The 17757-nt window shown below is 57.4% G+C and carries 18 protein-coding genes and 1 pseudogene; 7 read left to right on the top strand and 12 right to left on the bottom strand.

All coding sequences use genetic code 11. The annotated features are described in order from the left end of the window. Positions 1-37: 37 nt before the first annotated feature. Both degP and dgt read right to left on the bottom strand, forming a co-directional pair. On the bottom strand, positions 38-1477 hold the full coding sequence (gene degP / locus WFM45_RS20380) for a serine endoprotease DegP (protein WP_336957059.1): 1440 nt from the start codon (positions 1475-1477) through the stop codon (positions 38-40). Positions 1478-1658: 181 nt separating this feature from the next. After that, positions 1659-3176, bottom strand: coding sequence for a dGTPase (gene dgt / locus WFM45_RS20375; protein ID WP_044029676.1), 1518 nt, complete (start codon positions 3174-3176; stop codon positions 1659-1661). Positions 3177-3305: 129 nt separating this feature from the next. Between dgt and mtnN the strand changes: the two genes are divergently transcribed. From mtnN to WFM45_RS20360, 3 genes are read left to right on the top strand one after another with little or no spacing between them, the layout of a single operon-like run. Then, a complete protein-coding gene (gene mtnN / locus WFM45_RS20370; protein ID WP_015376665.1) occupies positions 3306-4007 on the top strand; it encodes a 5'-methylthioadenosine/S-adenosylhomocysteine nucleosidase in 702 nt (233 codons plus the stop codon). A gap of 22 nt (positions 4008-4029) precedes the next feature. Continuing rightward, positions 4030-4815, top strand: coding sequence for a vitamin B12 ABC transporter substrate-binding protein BtuF (gene btuF / locus WFM45_RS20365; protein ID WP_085337561.1), 786 nt, complete (start codon positions 4030-4032; stop codon positions 4813-4815). After that, positions 4815-5429 (top strand): TRIC cation channel family protein, encoded by a 615-nt coding sequence (locus WFM45_RS20360; RefSeq protein WP_015376663.1) that lies wholly within the window; start codon positions 4815-4817, stop codon positions 5427-5429. The genes btuF and WFM45_RS20360 overlap by 1 nt, the downstream gene beginning before the upstream one ends. A gap of 130 nt (positions 5430-5559) precedes the next feature. Here the strand turns inward: WFM45_RS20360 and erpA are convergent, their stop codons facing one another. Then, entirely contained in the window at positions 5560-5904 is a 345-nt protein-coding gene (gene erpA, locus WFM45_RS20355) for an iron-sulfur cluster insertion protein ErpA (RefSeq protein WP_004932708.1), read from the bottom strand. A gap of 89 nt (positions 5905-5993) precedes the next feature. Beyond that, positions 5994-7433, bottom strand: coding sequence for a H(+)/Cl(-) exchange transporter ClcA (gene clcA, locus WFM45_RS20350; RefSeq protein WP_033634217.1), 1440 nt, complete (start codon positions 7431-7433; stop codon positions 5994-5996). A 174-nt stretch (positions 7434-7607) separates the two neighbouring features. Here clcA and hemL point away from each other — a divergent pair, with 174 nt between their 5' ends. Beyond that, complete coding sequence (hemL, locus tag WFM45_RS20345) at positions 7608-8897, top strand: glutamate-1-semialdehyde 2,1-aminomutase (protein ID WP_049242056.1); 1290 nt, start codon at positions 7608-7610, stop codon at positions 8895-8897. 59 nt (positions 8898-8956) lie between these two features. Here hemL and ampE read toward each other — a convergent pair whose 3' ends face one another. Both ampE and ampD read right to left on the bottom strand, forming a co-directional pair. After that, entirely contained in the window at positions 8957-9811 is an 855-nt protein-coding gene (ampE, locus tag WFM45_RS20340) for a beta-lactamase regulator AmpE (protein WP_033631795.1), read from the bottom strand. Further along, the gene (ampD, locus tag WFM45_RS20335; RefSeq protein WP_033631794.1) at positions 9811-10407 is read right to left on the bottom strand and encodes a 1,6-anhydro-N-acetylmuramyl-L-alanine amidase AmpD; all 597 of its coding nucleotides are present in this window, start codon (positions 10405-10407) and stop codon (positions 9811-9813) included. The genes ampE and ampD overlap by 1 nt, the downstream gene beginning before the upstream one ends. Before the next feature lie 84 nt (positions 10408-10491). Between ampD and nadC the strand changes: the two genes are divergently transcribed. The 3 genes and pseudogenes from nadC to WFM45_RS20320 all read left to right on the top strand — a co-directional run. Next, positions 10492-11382: a carboxylating nicotinate-nucleotide diphosphorylase gene (nadC, locus tag WFM45_RS20330; RefSeq protein ID WP_336957051.1), complete on the top strand. Its 891-nt coding sequence runs from the start codon at positions 10492-10494 to the stop codon at positions 11380-11382. A gap of 189 nt (positions 11383-11571) precedes the next feature. Beyond that, the gene (ppdD, locus tag WFM45_RS20325) at positions 11572-12009 is read left to right on the top strand and encodes a prepilin peptidase-dependent pilin (protein ID WP_033631793.1); all 438 of its coding nucleotides are present in this window, start codon (positions 11572-11574) and stop codon (positions 12007-12009) included. Between the two features lie 5 nt (positions 12010-12014). After that, positions 12015-13004, top strand: a pseudogene (locus tag WFM45_RS20320) (ATPase, T2SS/T4P/T4SS family); the annotation flags it as partial. Between the two features lie 382 nt (positions 13005-13386). On the opposite strand, the gene WFM45_RS20315 reads toward WFM45_RS20320, so the two are convergent. From WFM45_RS20315 to WFM45_RS20290, 6 genes are all read right to left on the bottom strand, one after another. Continuing rightward, positions 13387-13608, bottom strand: coding sequence for a hypothetical protein (locus WFM45_RS20315; RefSeq protein WP_336957048.1), 222 nt, complete (start codon positions 13606-13608; stop codon positions 13387-13389). Between the two features lie 181 nt (positions 13609-13789). Beyond that, positions 13790-14125 (bottom strand): hypothetical protein, encoded by a 336-nt coding sequence (locus WFM45_RS20310; RefSeq protein ID WP_336957047.1) that lies wholly within the window; start codon positions 14123-14125, stop codon positions 13790-13792. Further along, on the bottom strand, positions 14118-14639 hold the full coding sequence (locus tag WFM45_RS20305) for a hypothetical protein (protein WP_336957045.1): 522 nt from the start codon (positions 14637-14639) through the stop codon (positions 14118-14120). The genes WFM45_RS20310 and WFM45_RS20305 overlap by 8 nt, the downstream gene beginning before the upstream one ends. 594 nt (positions 14640-15233) lie before the next feature. Continuing rightward, positions 15234-17309: a tape measure protein gene (locus WFM45_RS20300; protein ID WP_336957044.1), complete on the bottom strand. Its 2076-nt coding sequence runs from the start codon at positions 17307-17309 to the stop codon at positions 15234-15236. Further along, on the bottom strand, positions 17302-17577 hold the full coding sequence (locus WFM45_RS20295) for a hypothetical protein (protein ID WP_032667374.1): 276 nt from the start codon (positions 17575-17577) through the stop codon (positions 17302-17304). Before WFM45_RS20295 ends, WFM45_RS20300 begins: the two co-directional genes overlap by 8 nt. Beyond that, the gene (locus tag WFM45_RS20290; RefSeq protein WP_164076823.1) at positions 17574-17720 is read right to left on the bottom strand and encodes a hypothetical protein; all 147 of its coding nucleotides are present in this window, start codon (positions 17718-17720) and stop codon (positions 17574-17576) included. Before WFM45_RS20290 ends, WFM45_RS20295 begins: the two co-directional genes overlap by 4 nt. Positions 17721-17757 lie beyond the last annotated feature (37 nt).

Below are 17757 nucleotides of genomic sequence, written 5' to 3'. Positions count from 1 at the left end.
ATAGCGTGCCTTTGTTGCTTTTAGCGCCTGACGTTTATCACTGCGCCAGCAGGTACAGTTGGCTATCGCCGCGCTGAATATTCAACGCCAGCACCGACGGTTTGCTGTCGAGGATTTTACGCAGCTCGCCCAGGTTCTGGATCGGCTGTTGGTTCACGCCCAGGATCACATCGCCCTTTTTCAGGCCGATGCGCGCGGCGGCGCTGCCGGCTTTCACGCTGTCGACCTTGACGCCTTTCACGTTGCCGACCTGGGCATTGCTCAGCTCGGCGCCTTCAATGCCGGTGTAGATATTGCCCGAGGCCACCTGGGTCTGCGCGCTTTGCTCCAGCGTGACGTCAATGGTCACCGGTTTGCCGTCGCGGATAATGCCCAGCGACATTTTGCTGCCGACCGGCAGCGTGCCGATCTCCGCCCGGAACGAGGCGAAGCTGGAGATGGCCTTGCCGTTCATGGTGACGATCACGTCGCCGGCCTTAATGCCCGCCTTCGCGGCGGAAGATTTCGGCATTACCTGGCTGACGAAAGCGCCGCGCTGCGCGTCGACCTTCATCGCCTTGGCCAGCTCCGAGTTCAGCTCGGTGCCCATAATGCCGAGCTCACCGCGTTTCACCTGGCCATACTCGACCATTTGCGCCGTCAGGTTTTTCACCATATTGCTCGGAATGGCGAAGCCGATGCCGATGTTGCCGCCGTCCGGCGCCAGGATCGCGGTGTTGATGCCGATCAGCTCGCCGTTCAGGTTAACCAGCGCGCCGCCGGAGTTGCCGCGGTTGATCGCCGCATCGGTCTGGATAAAGTTCTCGTAGTTTTCGATGTTCAGGCCGCTGCGCCCCAGGGCGGATACGATGCCTGAGGTGGCGGTTTCGCCCAGCCCGTACGGGTTGCCGATCGCCACGGTGTAATCGCCGACGCGCAGCTGATCGGAGTCCGCCATCTTGATCGCCGTCAGATTCTTGAAGTCTTTCAGCTGGATCAGGGCGATGTCGGAACGCGGATCCTTGCCGATCACCTTGGCGTCGAAACGGCGGCCGTCGCTCAGCTGCACCTGGATCTTGTTGGCGTTATCCACCACGTGGTTATTGGTCACCACATAGCCCTTGGCGGCATCGATGACCACCCCGGCGCCCAGCGCCTGGAATTTCTGCTGCGTGCCCTGCGGCTGGCCATCCGGCCCAGGCTGTTCACCGCCCTGACACATCGGCGAGCCCTGGAACGGCGAACCGTCCTGGCAGAACGGCGAATCTTCACCGAAGAACTGTTGGAACTGCTGCGGCATGCGCGACGTATTGACCGTGGTGCTGCCCTCAACGTTAATGCTCACCACGGAAGGCATCACCTTCTCCAGCATCGGCGCCAGGCTCGGCAACTGCTGGGTGCTGGAAGAGGCGGTTTCAGCGGCGCTGGCCGTGACCGGGCCGATCGCCATGCCGATGCTGAATGCCAATGCGCTCAGAACTAATGCGGTTTTTTTCATCTGTGTGTCTCTTATAAAGTCGTTCAAAAAAGAATGGCCGTCTTGCGTGCTTATTCAGAGTTAATTAATAGCCTGAAGTTCCGGCACAGATGATTGGCAATAGTAAACAAATATTGTCCGTCTTTACAAAAATCAAGACAGCCAACCGGTTGGAATTGCTGATAATTATTCCTCAGTTTAATTATTCCGCCGCCATTAATCGACGATATTCATCATAGGCATAAAGGTCGGTCATTCCGCTGATATAGTCCTGCAATAAACGCGCGCGGAAATAATATTCCCGAATGGCTTGCTGCTCCGGCGATAAATGCTGCAGCCCTTCTACCGCCTCCGCATACGCCAGCCGATGCTTGGTGGACAGCTTGTGGAACAGGCGCGTTTCGATCGGGTAAGCGCGGTGGCTGTCCTCACGCACCAGCAGGCTGAAGTCCGCCAGCGACATCGCCAACAGCGGGCTGTAAATGTCCAGCAGGCCGCTGATCACCCGGTAGCCTTGCAGCTCGAGCTGCTCGACCTCCGGGTGGTTGAACACATGCTTGAACGCCACATTTTTAAATATTTTCAGCAGCCGATAGGCCGGGCTGGAATCCTCCAGCAGCGCCTGATTGAAGCTGCCCTGATAAACCGCGTCCAGATTGTCGATAAAGCGCTGCGCCGCGTGCGGCACCAGCCGCGCCACGGTAAACACCCGCAGATACATGAAGAACTGATCTTCCGCGCTGCGCCGCGCGCCGCCGCGATCGATCTTGCGAAACGCGCTGGCGACGGTCTTGTCGAACAGATCGCCCGGCGCCACCTCGCCCCACTCCTGAATCAGGTGCTGATACAGCTGCTCGACGGTGAAAATGCTCTTCTCCACCGCGTCTTCCAGATCGGCCACACAGTACGAGATATCGTCGGCGGCCTCCATAATGTAGGTCAGTGGGAAACGATCGAACTCGCCCATATGCAGCTCACGCCGCAGCCGATCGACGAAGGCCTCTTCCGCCAGATAGTAGCCGGGCTTTTTCATCAGATAACTGTGGCTGGCGGGGATGTCGCTCGCCCAGTAGGCCGGGCGGGTGTATTTCAAAATGCAGCCGACCTGCGCGTAGGTCAGGTTGAGCTTGAGCAGGCTGTACACCATGCGGATCGCCTGGGCGTTGCCCTCGAAGTGGCTGAGATCCTGACGGATCCGGCTGCGCAGCCGGTTCAGATCGCTCTCCCCTTCATGCAGGCGCAGCGTCGCCACCTGGCAGCGATCGTGGCTGCCCGGCTCGCTGCCGCAGCTGGCGGGATCGAGCCGCTGGGCAAACCAGTCATTGATCGCCGATTCGCCGAAGTGACCGAACGGCGGATTGCCGATGTCGTGCATCAGGCAGGCCATTTCCACGATGCTTTCAAACGGATCGAGCAGCCGGGTCAGGCCGAGTTCGTCGATCTTCCCCGCCTGTTTGAAGCGGTTGAGGATCTCTTTGGCGATATGGCGCCCGACCTGCTGCACCTCCATCGAGTGCGTCAGGCGGCTGCGCACCGCCGCGTTGCGCTCCAGCGGAAATACCTGAGTTTTTTGCTGCAGACGGCGAATGGCCGCCGAGTTGACGATGCGCCCGCGATCGCTCTCGAACTGCCGCACGATGTCGTACTCTTCCTCGGCCTCGATCGGTTTGCTGAAAGGCCGTTGGAAGCTGATTTTTTGCTTGAAGTCGATCCCGGACATCTGTTTCTCCGCCGTTGCGCCCTGCCCCCGTGATAACAATTCCCGGCGGCGGATGCAACGCATTATCTCTCTTACACAGCCATGATAGACTATGCCGCAATTCTCACGGCCAATCAGCGAGTGTTATTTATGAAAGTAGGCATCATCGGCGCAATGGAGCAGGAAGTCACCCTGCTGCGCGATCAAATCGAAAACCGTCAAACCATCCAGCGCGCGGGCTGCGAAATCTACACCGGCCAGATCGGCGGCGTTGACGTGGCCCTGCTGAAATCCGGCATCGGCAAAGTCTCTGCGGCTATGGGCACCACCCTGCTGCTGGAGCACTGCAGCCCGGACGTGGTGATCAATACCGGCTCCGCCGGCGGCCTGGCCAGCACGCTGCGCGTGGGCGATATCGTGGTGTCGGAAGAAGTGCGCTACCACGACGCCGACGTCACCGCCTTCGGCTACGAGCCGGGCCAGATGGCCGGCTGCCCGGCGGCGTTCGTCGCCGACGACGCGCTGATCGCGCTGGCGGAAAGCTGCATCAAACAGCTGGATCTGCACGCGGTGCGCGGCCTGATCTGCAGCGGTGACGCCTTCATCAACGGCGCCGAACCGCTGGCGCGCATCCGCGCCACCTTCCCGAGCGTCGCCGCCGTGGAAATGGAAGCCGCGGCGATCGCCCACGTCTGCCATCTGTTCGGCACGCCGTTCGTGGTGGTGCGCGCCATTTCCGACGTCGCCGACAGCGAATCGCACATGAGCTTTGACGAGTTCCTGGTGGTAGCGGCCAAGCAGTCCACGCTGATGGTCAACGCCATGCTGCAAACCCTGGCCAAGCGCGGTTGATGTGAGACTGCGCTTCACCTCGATGTTCTGCCTGTTGGCGCTCTGGCTGGCCCTGCCGGCCGGCGCCGCGCAGCGGGTGATCAGCCTGGCGCCCAACGCCACCGAACTCGCCTATGCCGCCGGCATGGGCGATGTGCTGGTGGCGGCGAGCGCCTATTCCGATTACCCGCCGCAGGCCGCCAGGCTGGAGCAGGTGGCCTCCTGGCAGGGCATCAATCTGGAGCGGGTTCTGGCGCTCAAGCCGGATCTGATCCTCGCCTGGCGCGGCGGCAATCCGCAACGCGCGTTGGATCAGCTCGCCGCGTTCGGCATCCCGATCTTCTATGCGGACGCCGACAATCTCGAAGGGATCGCCGGCTTGCTGGACAAGCTGGCGCGCTACAGCCCGCACCCGGACCAGGCGCATCAGGCCGCAGAAGGCCTTCGCCGCCAGTTCGCCGCTCTCAAGCAACAGTACGCCACTAACGTGCCACGCCGCGTGTTGCTGCAGTTCGGCACCCAGCCGCTGTTCACCAGCTCCGGCGCCACGCTGCAAAGCCAGGTGCTGGCGCTGTGCGGCGGGCAGAACGTCTTCGCCGACAGCCGCACCCCTTGGCCGCAGATCAGCCGCGAGCAGGTGCTGGCGCGTCAGCCGCAGGCCATCGTCATCACCGGCGGCGCGAAAGAGGCCGCCAATGTGAAAGCCTTCTGGGCGCCGCAGCTGCAGGTGCCGGTGATCGCGCTGAACGAAGACTGGTTCAATCGCGGCGGGCCGCGCATCCTGTTGGCGGCGCAGCAGCTGTGCCGCCAGCTGGCGGAGATCCGCTGATGCTGGTGTTCTGGCTGGATATTCTCGGCACGGCGGTGTTCGCCGTCTCCGGCGTGCTGCTGGCCGGCAAGCTGCGCATGGATCCGTTCGGCGTGCTGGTATTGGGCGTGGTCACCGCGGTCGGCGGCGGCACCATCCGCGACATGGCGCTGGCCAACGGCCCGGTATTCTGGGTCAAGGATCCCACCGATCTGGTGGTGGCGATGATCACCTGCGTCTTGACGCTGCTGCTGGTGCGCCAGCCGCGCCGCCTGCCGAAGTGGGTGCTGCCGGTGCTGGACGCCGTCGGGCTGGCGGTGTTCGTCGGCATCGGCGTCAACAAGGCCTTCGCGGCCGGCACCGGCCCGCTGGTGGCGATCTGCATGGGGGTGATCACCGGCGTCGGCGGCGGCATTATCCGCGACGTGCTGGCGCGCGAGATCCCGATGATCCTGCGCACCGAAATTTACGCCACCGCCTGCATCATCGGCGGCATCGTGCACGCCACGGCGTTTTACACCTTCAATATGCCGCTGCAACAGGCCATGATGCTGGGCATGCTCATTACCCTGGCCATTCGGCTGGCGGCCATTCGTTGGCATCTCAAGCTGCCCGCCTTTATTCTCGAACGCTGAGCCGCCGCACATCACTCACGGCCGGCCGGCCGGCGCAGGAGAACGGCACGGCAGCGATCCTCGTGGAAGGGTAGGCATAAAAAAACCCGCCGGCCGTAAGGCGAGCGGGTTGATATTCTGGCAGGCAAACTCAGATGCTGAACGACGAACCGCAACCGCAGGTGGTTTTGGCATTCGGGTTGGTCACCACAAAGCGCGATCCTTCCAGCCCTTCGGTGTAGTCCACCGAACCGCCGACCAGGTACTGCAGGCTCATCGGATCGACCACCAGCGCCACGCCCTGCTTCTCGATGGTCATATCGCCATCGTTGACCTTGTCGTCAAAAGTGAAGCCGTACTGGAATCCGCTGCAGCCGCCGCCGGTAATATAAACCCGCAACTTCAGGTTCGGGTTTTCTTCGTCAGCAATCAGGAATTTAACCTTGTTTGCTGCTGCCTCGGTAAATTGCAGGGGCAGTGCCGTTTGATCACTCATACTCTTTACTCCCAACATTATTCAGCATCAGATCGCGACTATGGCTGCCTGATTAATATTAACGATTATCCGATACCTGAGTGTTGCGTTCAAGTATTCACCGCATTTGTTGTATTTTCCTTACTTGTTTTCTGCGCTGCCTCCCGCGCCAGCTGCGCCTCCTGCTTTTGCAGCGTGCGGGCCAGGATCGACGAATACAGCGGCTTGCCGCCGAGCAGCTGCGCCACCACCGTGGCGCCGAGGCAGGTGATGATCATCGGTAAAATAAGTTGGTAGTTGTCGGTCATTTCCAGCACCAGCACGATGCCGGTCAGCGGGGCGCGCACCGTGGCGGCGAACAGCGCCCCCATGCCGGCAATGGCGAAGGTGCCCGCCTCGATGCCGTACTGCGGGAACAGATGCGCCCCCGCCAGCCCGAAGGCGGTGCCGAACAGCGTGCCCAGCGCCAGCATCGGCGCGAAGATGCCGCCCGGCGCGCCGGAACCGAAGCACAGCAGCGTGGTGAAGATGCGGGTGATAAAGATAAACATCAACATGCCGACGCTGTAGTTGCCCGCCGCGGCGATCGGGATCAGCCCAAAGCCGCCGCCCGCTGCCTCCGGCTGGATCAGCCCCAGAATGCCGCACACGCCGCCGAGCAGCCCGCCCATCAGCAAGACATTGCGCATTCTGCCGCCGTGCAGGCGCGCGAACATGTCCTGGGTGCGGAAGATCAGCGCGTTGAACCCCACGCCCACCGCGCCAAAGATTGCCCCCAACACCAGATAGAGCCACAGGGTATTGATGGGCGCCGAAGAAAGTTTGTCGACCGCGATCACCGCCCCCTGGCCGTTAAACAGCTGGAACACCACGCTCGACATGATAACGCCGATAAACACCGCTTTAATCGAGATCAGGTTGTAGCGGAACTGCGGCCGCATCTCTTCGATGATGAACAGGATGCCGGCCAGCGGCGCGTTGAACGCGGCGGACAAGCCGGCGGCGGCCCCGGTCGCCAGCAACGTATGACGCGCCTCGGCGCCGCGAATGCGCAGCACGTCCAATACCATGCGCCCGACGTTGCCGCCCATCTGCACCGTGGGCCCTTCACGCCCCAGCACCATGCCCGCCCCCAGCGTGCCCATGCCGCCGATGAATTTCACCGGGATCACGCGCCACCAGCGTACCGGCCGCAGCTCTTCCAGCGCGCCTTCGATTTCCGGAATGCCCGAGCCGCCCGCCTCAGGCGCAAAGCGCCGCACCAGGTAATAGCCCAGCGCCGCCAGCGCGGCGGACAGGATAAACGCCAGCGGCCACACCAGAAGCCAGGAGTCGGCGACCTGCGCCAGCGAAGCCAGCCGCTGCTGCTGCACCCACTCCACCGCTTTATCGAAGGCCACGCCGAGCAAACCGGCCAGCGCCCCCACCAGCGCGGCCATCACCAGGATCGCCACCGGGGTTTTATCGCGGCGAATAAACTGACGCACCGCATCGCTGCGGCGCAGACGCGGGCTCAACGTCCCGACGGGCTGTGATTGTGATTCTGTCATCGCGAGTGATTCGTCAGGTAATTTGTAATACAAATAGGCAGGGCGATAATTCTACCCCAACCTGGCGGCGGGCGCTGCCGTTAATGGTATCTGACTGTGATCGTTTCATAACGCGGCGCTCTCCTCTAGAATAGCGCGGTCAAATCATTCAAAAGAGAATCCAGGAGCCGATTTATGAGCCTACACAGCAAGTCCGAAAGTCTGTACGCCCAGGCGCAACAGTTGATCCCCGGCGGGGTAAACTCTCCGGTGCGTGCATTCACCGGCGTAGGCGGTGTGCCGCTGTTTATCGAGCGGGCAGACGGGGCTTACCTGTTCGATGCCGACGGCAAGGCCTATATCGACTATGTCGGTTCCTGGGGGCCGATGGTGCTGGGGCATAACCACCCGGCGATCCGCGACGCGGTAATCGAAGCGGCGCAGCGCGGCCTGAGCTTCGGCGCGCCGACCGAGATGGAAGTCAAAATGGCGCAGCTGGTCACCGAGCTGGTGCCGACGATGGATATGGTGCGCATGGTGAACTCAGGCACCGAAGCCACCATGAGCGCCATCCGCCTGGCGCGCGGCTACACCAACCGCGATAAAATCATCAAGTTCGAAGGCTGCTATCACGGCCACGCCGACTGCCTGCTGGTGAAAGCCGGCTCCGGCGCGCTGACCCTCGGCCAGCCGAACTCACCGGGCGTGCCGGCCGACTTCGCCAAGCACACTCTGACCTGCACCTATAACGATCTGGATTCGGTGCGCGCCGCCTTCGAACAGTACCCGTCCGAAATCGCCTGTATCATCGTCGAGCCGGTCGCCGGCAACATGAACTGCGTGCCGCCGCTGCCGGAATTCCTGCCGGGCCTGCGCGCCCTGTGCGACAAGTACGGCGCGCTCTTGATCATCGACGAAGTGATGACCGGCTTCCGCGTCGCGCTGGCCGGCGCGCAATCCTATTACGGCGTCGAGCCTGATCTGACCTGCCTCGGCAAAATCATCGGCGGCGGCATGCCGGTGGGCGCCTTCGGCGGCCGTCGCGAGGTGATGGAGGCGCTGGCGCCGACCGGCCCGGTCTACCAGGCCGGCACCCTGTCCGGCAACCCGATCGCCATGGCGGCGGGCTACGCTTGTTTGACCGAAGTCTCACAGGTCGGCGTGCACCAGACGCTGACCGAACTGACCGAGATGCTGGCCGCTGGCCTGCTGCACGCGGCGCAGGAGGAGAATATTCCGCTGGTGGTCAACAACGTCGGCGGCATGTTCGGCCTGTTCTTCACCGACGCGCCGGCGGTCACCTGCTACCAGGACGTGATGCAGTGCGACGTGGAACGCTTCAAGCGCTTCTTCCACCTGATGCTGGAAGAAGGGGTGTATCTGGCGCCGTCCGCCTTCGAAGCGGGCTTCATGTCCGTGGCGCACAGCAAGGAAGACATTCAGCGCACCATCGACGCCGCGCGTCGCTGCTTCGCCAAGCTGTAATCCTGGCCGAATGGCCAAAAAAAACGGGCGCCTCGGCGCCCGTTTTTTTTCTCTGCGGCTTAAAGCAGCGTGCCGTAAATGGTCAACAGCGCCACCACCACCACGATGATCATCGTCACCTTGCGCGCCAACGTCACCGCCGCCCGCGGCGTTTGCACCGGATCCATATGCGGATCGCGCGCCAGCGAGAACTGCGCCAGCCGCGTCAACACCTGATACGACGACGAATGCCGATCGCCGAGTGAGGCGAACCAGGCCGGCAACGCGCGCTCGCCGTGGCCGAACAACGCATAGGCCACCCCGGCCAAACGCACCGGGATCCAGTCCAGCCAGTTCAGCAGATGATCGATGCCCGACTGCGAACGCTCCAGCGGCGTATTGTGGCGCGCCAGCCAGGTTTGATAGGCGCGCAGGAAGGCATACCCCGCCAGCGCGATCGGCCCGTACGGCCCAAAGACCACGAACCAGAACAGCGGCGCCAGGTAATAACGGAAGTTGATCCACAGCAGCGCGTTTTGCAGCTCGCGCAGACGCAGCTCTTCACTGCAGTCCACCGGCAAACCGTGGATCAACGCCAGCTCTTCCGCCATCTGATCGCTGGCATGGGTATCCCCCTGCCGCGCCGCTTTCAGGTAGGCGCGATAGTGTTTGCGCTTGATGCCGGCGCCGACGCACAGCAGATCGATGACGATCCACAGCAGCAGCGTCACCACGCCGAAGAACAGCCCGTGCGACAACCACAGAACGCCCCAGACGATCACCATCCAGGCGGCGGTCATCGCCAGCGTCTGCGCCAGCGAAACCCGATGCAGCCGCTGAAATACCACTTCGAGGCGATGATCCAGCTGCCAGTGTTCTCCCAGCTTGAACAGGCGCTCCCAGGCCAAAACCAGCAACAGCGTAAACAGCGTCATTAGCGATTCCTCTCCCTTTTTCTTGTCTCAAGCATAGCGTCGGCGGGCGCGCCTCGTTGTTCCAGAGATGCCAGATAGCGATCCCAATCGAACGCCGGCCCGGGATCGGTCTTGCGGCCGGGGGCGATATCGCAATGCCCGGCGATATTGGCCGCCAGCGGTGGATAATGTTCGGCCAGCAGCACGGTGACCGCCTGCAGCGTGCGATATTGCGCTTCGGTGTAGGGTAACTGGTCAGTCCCTTCCAGCTCGATGCCGATGGAGAAATCGTTGCACCGATCGCGCCCCTGATACAGGGAAACGCCCGCGTGCCAGGCGCGCTGGTCGAAGGGCACATACTGCACGATCTCTCCGCCGCGGCGAATCAGGCAATGCGCCGACACTCGCAGCTGATGGATATCGGCGAAATAAGGGTGCTGCGCAGGGTCGAGCGTGCCGGTGAACAGCTGGTCGATATAGGGGCCGCCGAACTCGCCGGGCGGCAAGCTGATGTTGTGGATGACCAGCAGCGAGGGGTGCTCGTCATCCGGGCGCCGATCGCAGTGCGGCGAGAGCACTCGCGTCGCCCCGACAATCCAGCCATTTTCCAACTGCATCAGACACCTCTCTGCGGTGGTACTTATTCCTGCAACAGAGTAGCATGTTCCCCTACGATCTAACCGTCCATTTCGGAGTTTTCCATGCCGACACGCCTCTACAGTGCCGACAGTCGCCGCACCGAGCTTCTTGAACGAATTGAAAGTGATATTCCCTATGCCGTCGCCCAGGCGCTGCGCGAAGACCTGGGGGGTGAAGTCGACGCCGGGCGCGATATTACCGCGCAATTGTTACCGGCTGACAAGCAGGCCGAAGCCACCGTCATCACCCGTGAAGCCGGCGTGTTCTGTGGCCGCCGCTGGCTGAATGAGGTCTTTATTCAACTGGGCAATCAGGTGCAGGTGGAGTGGCTGGTGGCGGACGGCGACCGTCTGACGCCGAACCAACCGCTCTGCCGGCTGCGCGGCCCGGCGCGGGTGATGCTGACCGGCGAGCGCACCGCGCTGAACTTCGTGCAGACGCTTTCCGGCGTGGCGACCGAGGTCAGCCGCTACGTGGCCCTGCTGGAAGGCACCCGGACTCGCCTGCTCGATACCCGCAAGACCTTACCCGGCCTGCGCACCGCGCTGAAATACGCCGTGCTGTGCGGGGGCGGCAGCAACCACCGGCTGGGGCTATCCGATGCCTTCCTGATCAAGGAAAACCACATCATCGCCTCCGGTTCTATCAAGAACGCGGTGGAAAAAGCCTTCTGGCTGCACGCCGACGTGCCGGTGGAAGTGGAAGTCGAGTCGCTCGATGAACTGCAGCAGGCGCTGGATGCCGGCGCCGACATCATCATGCTGGACAACTTCAGCGTAGAGATGATGCGTCAGGCGGTCGCCCAAACCCAGGGCCGCGCCCAGTTGGAAGTGTCCGGCAACGTCACCCGCGAGACGCTGCGCACCTTCGCCGAGACCGGCGTGGATTACATTTCGGTCGGCGCGCTGACCAAGCATGTAACCGCGCTCGATCTGTCGATGCGCTTCAAATGATCCCCTCGCCCCCGGCCGCTGCCGGGGGCGTTACCGTAAAATTGCGAACCCCCTCTCACCGTTTTTTTCACCGCTGCAAACCACATCATTACTGATGGAAGCGCGCCGAGAAACGCGTAACCGCCCCTCGCCGTGCCCCCGAGCAAGCCGCTACCGTTGTCTTCCACACCCCAATGGAGGAAACAACGCATGGAAACACAACGCGGCTTTACCCTGATAGAACTGATGGTGGTGATCGCCATCATCGCCATCCTCAGCGCCATCGGCATTCCCGCCTACCAGCGCTACATCCAGAAAGCAGCGATGACCGACATGCTGCAAACCATGGCGCCGTATAAAATGGCGGTCGAGCTGTGCGTGCTGGACGAAGGCGCGCCCGCCGGCTGCGAGGCCGGCAGCAAAGGCATTCCCACCGGCGGCACATCGCGCTATGTCAGCGGGGTGAAAGTCGTCAAAGGCGTGATCACGCTGACCGGCAGCCAAACGCTGCAGGGCCTGGCGGTGGCATTAACCCCCAAGTCTAACGCCGATGGGCTGACCCGCTGGAGCCGGCTGTGCAGCAGCGAAAACGCGACGCTGGTTGAGGTGTGCCAGGAAGTCTTCCGCTTCGACAACGCGGCGGAGTAATGGCGATGAACGCGCAAATCAGCGAAGAGGTTCACGCCCTGTGCCGGCGCTATCAGGCGCTGGCGCTGAGCGAAGACCCGACCACCCTGACGGTCGCGCTCAGCGAAGAAGCGCCGCAGGGGCTGCTGGCGGCGCTGCGTTTCGCCACCGGCAAGCGCATCCATTTGGAACAATGGCCGGCGGCCAGGCTGGAGATGGCGCTGAACCAGCACCACGAGCCGCTCCCGGCGCCGTTGACGGCCGAAGAGGACACGACCGACATCGCCTACCCCGACGACGGCGATGCGCCGGTGGTACAGTTCATCAACCAGACGCTGCGCCTGGCCATTCAGCGCCGCGCCTCGGACATTCACTTTGAGCCCTTTCGGCAGCATTTTCGCATTCGCCTGCGCATCGACGGCGTGCTGCAAACCCTTGCCTCACCGCCGCCGCAGCTGGCTGCGCGCCTCATCGCCCGGCTGAAGATCCTCGGCCAACTGGATATCGCCGAGCGCCGTCAACCTCAGGACGGGCAGCTCAGCCTGACGCTGGACAGCGCGCGCTATGCCATGCGCATCGCCACCCTGCCGACGTTGCACGGCGAAAAGGTGGTGCTGCGCGTTCAGCAGGGCGAGCAGCAAGAGCTGCCGCTGGATCAACTGGGCATGAGCCGGACGGATCTGGCGCGCTACGCGGCAGCGTTGGCCTGCCCGCAAGGTTTGATCCTGGTGACCGGCCCGACCGGCAGCGGCAAGACGGTAACGCTGTACAGCGGGCTGCGCCAGTTGAATGATGCGCAAAGCAACCTGTGCAGCGTCGAGGATCCGGTCGAGATCCCGCTGTTCGGCGTCAATCAGACCCAGATCAACGCCAAAACCGAGCTGAACTTCACCCGAGTGCTGCGTGCCCTGCTGCGCCAGGATCCGGACGTCATCATGATCGGCGAGATCCGCGATGCGGAAACCGCCGAGATCGCGGTCAAGGCCGCACAAACCGGCCACCTGGTGCTAATTACAACTCTCTAATCACTAACTTCGATTTGTATAGATGTTAAGCGACTTCAAGGATATGGCTTAGAGCTTTACCAGACAGTTCCAATTAATTCCCATGCTGGTTTTATGTACAGTGAATCGTGATAAAGCAAGTAGCATTCAGGAGATTACTTATGTCCTCTTATGATTCGCGGGTTCAGTTGACGTCAAAAAGCAGCGTTATCTATAAGTTTCTGGTTCATGCGGATACCCCACAGGGGGCAAGAGTTAAAGTCCAAAACCATCTGAGAAAGCTGGGAGATTTTGATTTCAGTGAAATTTGCATTTCGTCTATGGAGGTGAGGGGTGATGTCTTGCTTCTAAACCCTGACGGTACGAAGTGCCTGATTCTTTAAGGTACAAGTCATCATCGAAATGTATGTTTTTCAAGTAGATGAGCAATAGCGATGTGATGTCGCTGCTTATCACTACACCCTGCAATACCGTAACGCTTAACCAGTTCATAGCCGACCTTATCCAGCCTTTTCAGTAGCAGCTCAGGTAGCGATAAGACCAAATTAAAGGCTACGGGGGTAAGCACCTCTTGCTTATCATTTTGTTTCAGTGGGTTGAATGCGTAAAGGTTCATTGTTCAGTCTCCACGTTTCGTATCATCTCACCAATTGCCAGTATTAGACGCTGTTCTTCTGACTGAATCCCGCTACCGATTCGGCTTGCCAGCCTTTCCAGTTTCCCCAAATAAAAAGGGTGAAGGTTGAGAGCTATGTTTGCTCGTACTTTCTGACCATAAGCATTGAAGAGTTGATGCATTAAAGCCCTCCCATCGACTGAACAACTTCAATCGCTTCTGAGGCTGCTGTTATGGTTTTGTTTCGTTTTGTCTGCGCTTCGAGAATTCGTACAGTTGCATCACGCTGCAAGCGGGTGACCTTTGAAGACGCTGTTTTCAGAATCCCGTCGCAGAATGCTTTATGCTGGTTGCTCATGGCACTGGTGGCCTTAACGTAATCAGTAGGATTAATGCCTATTGCTTCACAGAAAGGCTGTACAGCGTCGATAGCAGTCACTGTATGGCGTTGCATTAATTGAGACTGTAAAGCGGCAATCTGAGCTTTGTAGTTGGCCTCTGTGACTTTGTTAGTCATTACCCACCCCATCAGCGACCATCACAGACAGATAGGATTCGAGCGGTTTAATCCCCGATAACGCCTCTTTAGCCTGTTTCACCAATACGTTGTGAGCATGGATGGCCTTATTTATCTTGTTTGCTTTCTCAGTGATTCCTGCATCAACAAATTTCTCAGCGTCTGATTTAGCAGCTTTCTCAATTTCATTTAAAGGATTATGTTTTGTAGATTTGGGCGTCTGAATGAACTTAATAAAACCCTCTTTAATCTCATAAACAGTGAATCCCTGCTCCATCATGCTTTGAACAACTGGGGTAATCATTGCCGGACTTGTGATTTGGCGGATTCTGAATCCATACGTTTCAACTGGTTGTGCAATCAGTTGTTTTGTTTTGATAGCCACCAATAAATCACGGTTAAGTTTATCGGATTCATAAATATCTTTCGCATCATCAACTTTATCGAGAGCTGATTTAATTTTCGGAATGTAATGATTTTCAATTTCAATACGTTTCTGTGTAGGGCTATTCATTGTTTAATACCTTTTGAATAAGAAAAACAACAAAACCCGTATAGGCCGAATCAACGTTACCTATACGGGGATTGTAATTTTAATAAATTGGGTTGCTCACCTACTAATTGAATTCCCGTCACTCATTCGGGATGGATGCCTGAGAAGATAAACAGAAGGAAACTGAGGAATTAGAAATAATCGGTGATTTGATGGATAGTGAATATCTCTAACTCATATAACCATTCTGTCATATATTAACAAATTGTCAACGGTTATTTTTAATTCTTTCACTGATTGATTTGATGAGTAATAAGCGAGTGGCTTTAGTCATCATTCTTTTGATGTGATATTTCTTATTCGGGATTGGGTTAATCAAATCACCAATCTTTCGTAATTCAGTATGTATAGTGTGACAGGTTTTTCCTGTTACCTTGTAATATGTCTTCATTCATAATCGAACCTTTTCAATACAAATAAAAAAGGACTCCGAAGAGTCCCTTTTACATTGCTTTCTCAAAATACCTCTTGACCTGTACCAGTTGATTTTTTGATTAAGCAAACCAGAGAACCATTGTCACACGATAACTCTAATCTGTAAAACTCAAACAGTCATTAATCACCCAAATGTTCAGCGTTAATATTCAGGTCTTCAAAGCCACCAGTAAGAACCTGTGTCTGGAATGTTCCAATCTTCTGGCTATCCATATTCACACTAATGCTAATACGCTGGTCATTTCGGATAGTTGTCTGAGCAGGGTTATACATTGACGGTACAGCAAATGTATTAGCCTGACCGGACAGCGCATTGTTACCCTGAAGCCAGTCACCCAATGAACCCATAGCACGTGTGAAAGGGCTATTAGTGATTGAGTCACCATCCTGAGCACCCAACACCTTAGAAGGGTTAGTAAGCCAGTTAAGAACCTGAGCAATCGGGTTTCCAGTACCTACAGCGTTTGGATAGTTCTGTTCAACACCTGAAGCGTCTACAGCATCATGAGCAACCAGAGCGACACCAACAGGCCCAGCTAAACGGGATGCACCCTTGAGTAATCCACCTGCACCAGCAGCCGCACCAGCTTCAGCACCATCACCTAACAGAGCACTTAACCATTTCAGCTTGTTAGCTACTCCAGCGATAGACTTAACCAGAGCAAGAACACCAGCAGCCCCGATAGCAAATTGTTCAGCCGAATCAACCAGTTTCTTTTGACCGTCTGACAAGTCGTCATACCACGCTGATGTGCGTAGAATCAGGGCTGAGAGTTTACGGCTCCACTCATCTACATGGTCAACCGCTCCAGATGTCATAGAGGCAACCTTTCCGAGGATGTGACCTAAAGCCTCTGCGATTGGGGAAGCATCGTTGAGCATGTTAGCTACAGAAGCATTGAACTGACCTAAGCCCTTTTCAGAGCTGGTGAAAGCCTTGTTTAAATCGTTTTCTAAAGCTGCTTTAACACGTCCGATACCAGTTACAGCCATTTGTGATACACGGTCTAATCCACCTGCTTCATCAGCCATCTTTTTCATCTGAGCAGATACACGTGGGAGAACATCTTTAGACAGTAACTTGCCGTTCTGCATCAGTTTATCAAGCTGCTGAGTGTTTACACCCAAAGCATCTGCGAACATCTGTTCAGCACCCGGTAAGCGGTCACCTAACTGGCCTCTGAGTTCTTCAGCCTGTACACGACCCTTAGACGCCATCTGAGTGAACGCAACCATGATACCCTTCAACTGTTCAGCATCCAGACCACGAATACGACCAAACGTTGCAGCGTTCTTATAGAAGTCCTGTGTACCCTGATAACCTAACGAATTCTGAGCACCAGCAGCAAAGCCAGTGTACTGTTTCAAGGTCTCAGTGACACCCTGTCCGATTTGGTCAGAGAACTGCGCGGCGAACGTTTTAGCGTCACCAGCCTGACCCTTAAAGACAGCTTCAGCAGAGAGATTAACACCCTGACGGGCTACACCTGTTTCAACCACCTTACGGACTGCTTCAAATGTCCCGTATAAGGCCGCTGAAACGCTTACCAGACGCCCGAATGAGCTTGATAAGCCATCTTGCTTGCGGTTCTGAGAAGCCCATTTAGACGCGCTGTCAGTGGCTGCACGAAGAGCTAAACGGAACTGGTTCAGGCTGGCTGAAGGATTGGCTAGTGCGTCATCACGGAGTCCGTGAATCTGCTGGCGTAATTTCATCGCCCTTGCTTGTCCAGTTGAACCCATACCCTCAAGACGCCTGGTCAGATTCGAATAGAACTGAGTATTAGCAAGTGAACGGATTGAATTAGAAGCTGTTAAATCTGAGCCTCTGCCTTGTGGCTTTCCGGCTGGTGGATTCAAGCGACCTTTTCCTTTAGCCCCGTAAGCGTCCTGATACATGTCTTTAATGCGCTTTGCAGAAGCCTTAGCAGCATTCTCTACAGACTTCACCGATGATTTACCAGCTTCATCAAAATTCATGCTCTTTGAGAATGCACGGTTAATTTGTTTTGATGCGTTATTAGCGGATTGAATCACACTATTGAAATTACCCTTTGGGGTAAATGCACGGTTAAGGTTCTTTTCAATTCGTTCAGCGACTTTTAATGTTCTGCTTTCGAGGCGTTGAAGATTCTTTGAAACGTTCTCGTTAAAACCTAATTGGATGATGAATTCATCGACTGTATAGTTAGCCATTAGTCATATTGGTTACCTCGTATTCATTCCAGATTAAATCTGTCATTGCATCGTGTGCTTTGAGTACCATTTCATAGATTAGTGCAGCACCCATCAGTGATAGCCCTTGACCGCTGAAGAATGTAGCAATAGTGATTTGGTTAATCTCTGGAAGAGTTTTCAGGACGGTCAAGCATAACTCTGGTTCAGATACCGAATTAAAAATTGCGTCTGTTAAATCGGGATGCGGTACAGGATTGTTTAGCATATTCAAAAATCGGTTTTTCATTTAACTGCCTCAATGTGTTTTACGTAAGACTTCAGAATCATACTTTCCAGAGTCTTTCTGATTGTTGTTTCAGCGGTGACGGCTGTCAGCTTCACAAGTTGATTATCTGTCTTTTTAATTCGGACTGCTTTTGTCTTGCTCATTTAAATGACTCCTTTGATAATCAGAGTGATGACTTGT

It is taken from the genome of Serratia sp. KG1D, from assembly GCF_037150675.1.
GTDB classification, from domain to species: Bacteria; Pseudomonadota; Gammaproteobacteria; order Enterobacterales; family Enterobacteriaceae; genus Serratia; species Serratia nematodiphila.
This window is presented reverse-complemented; position numbering and strand designations above follow the sequence as displayed.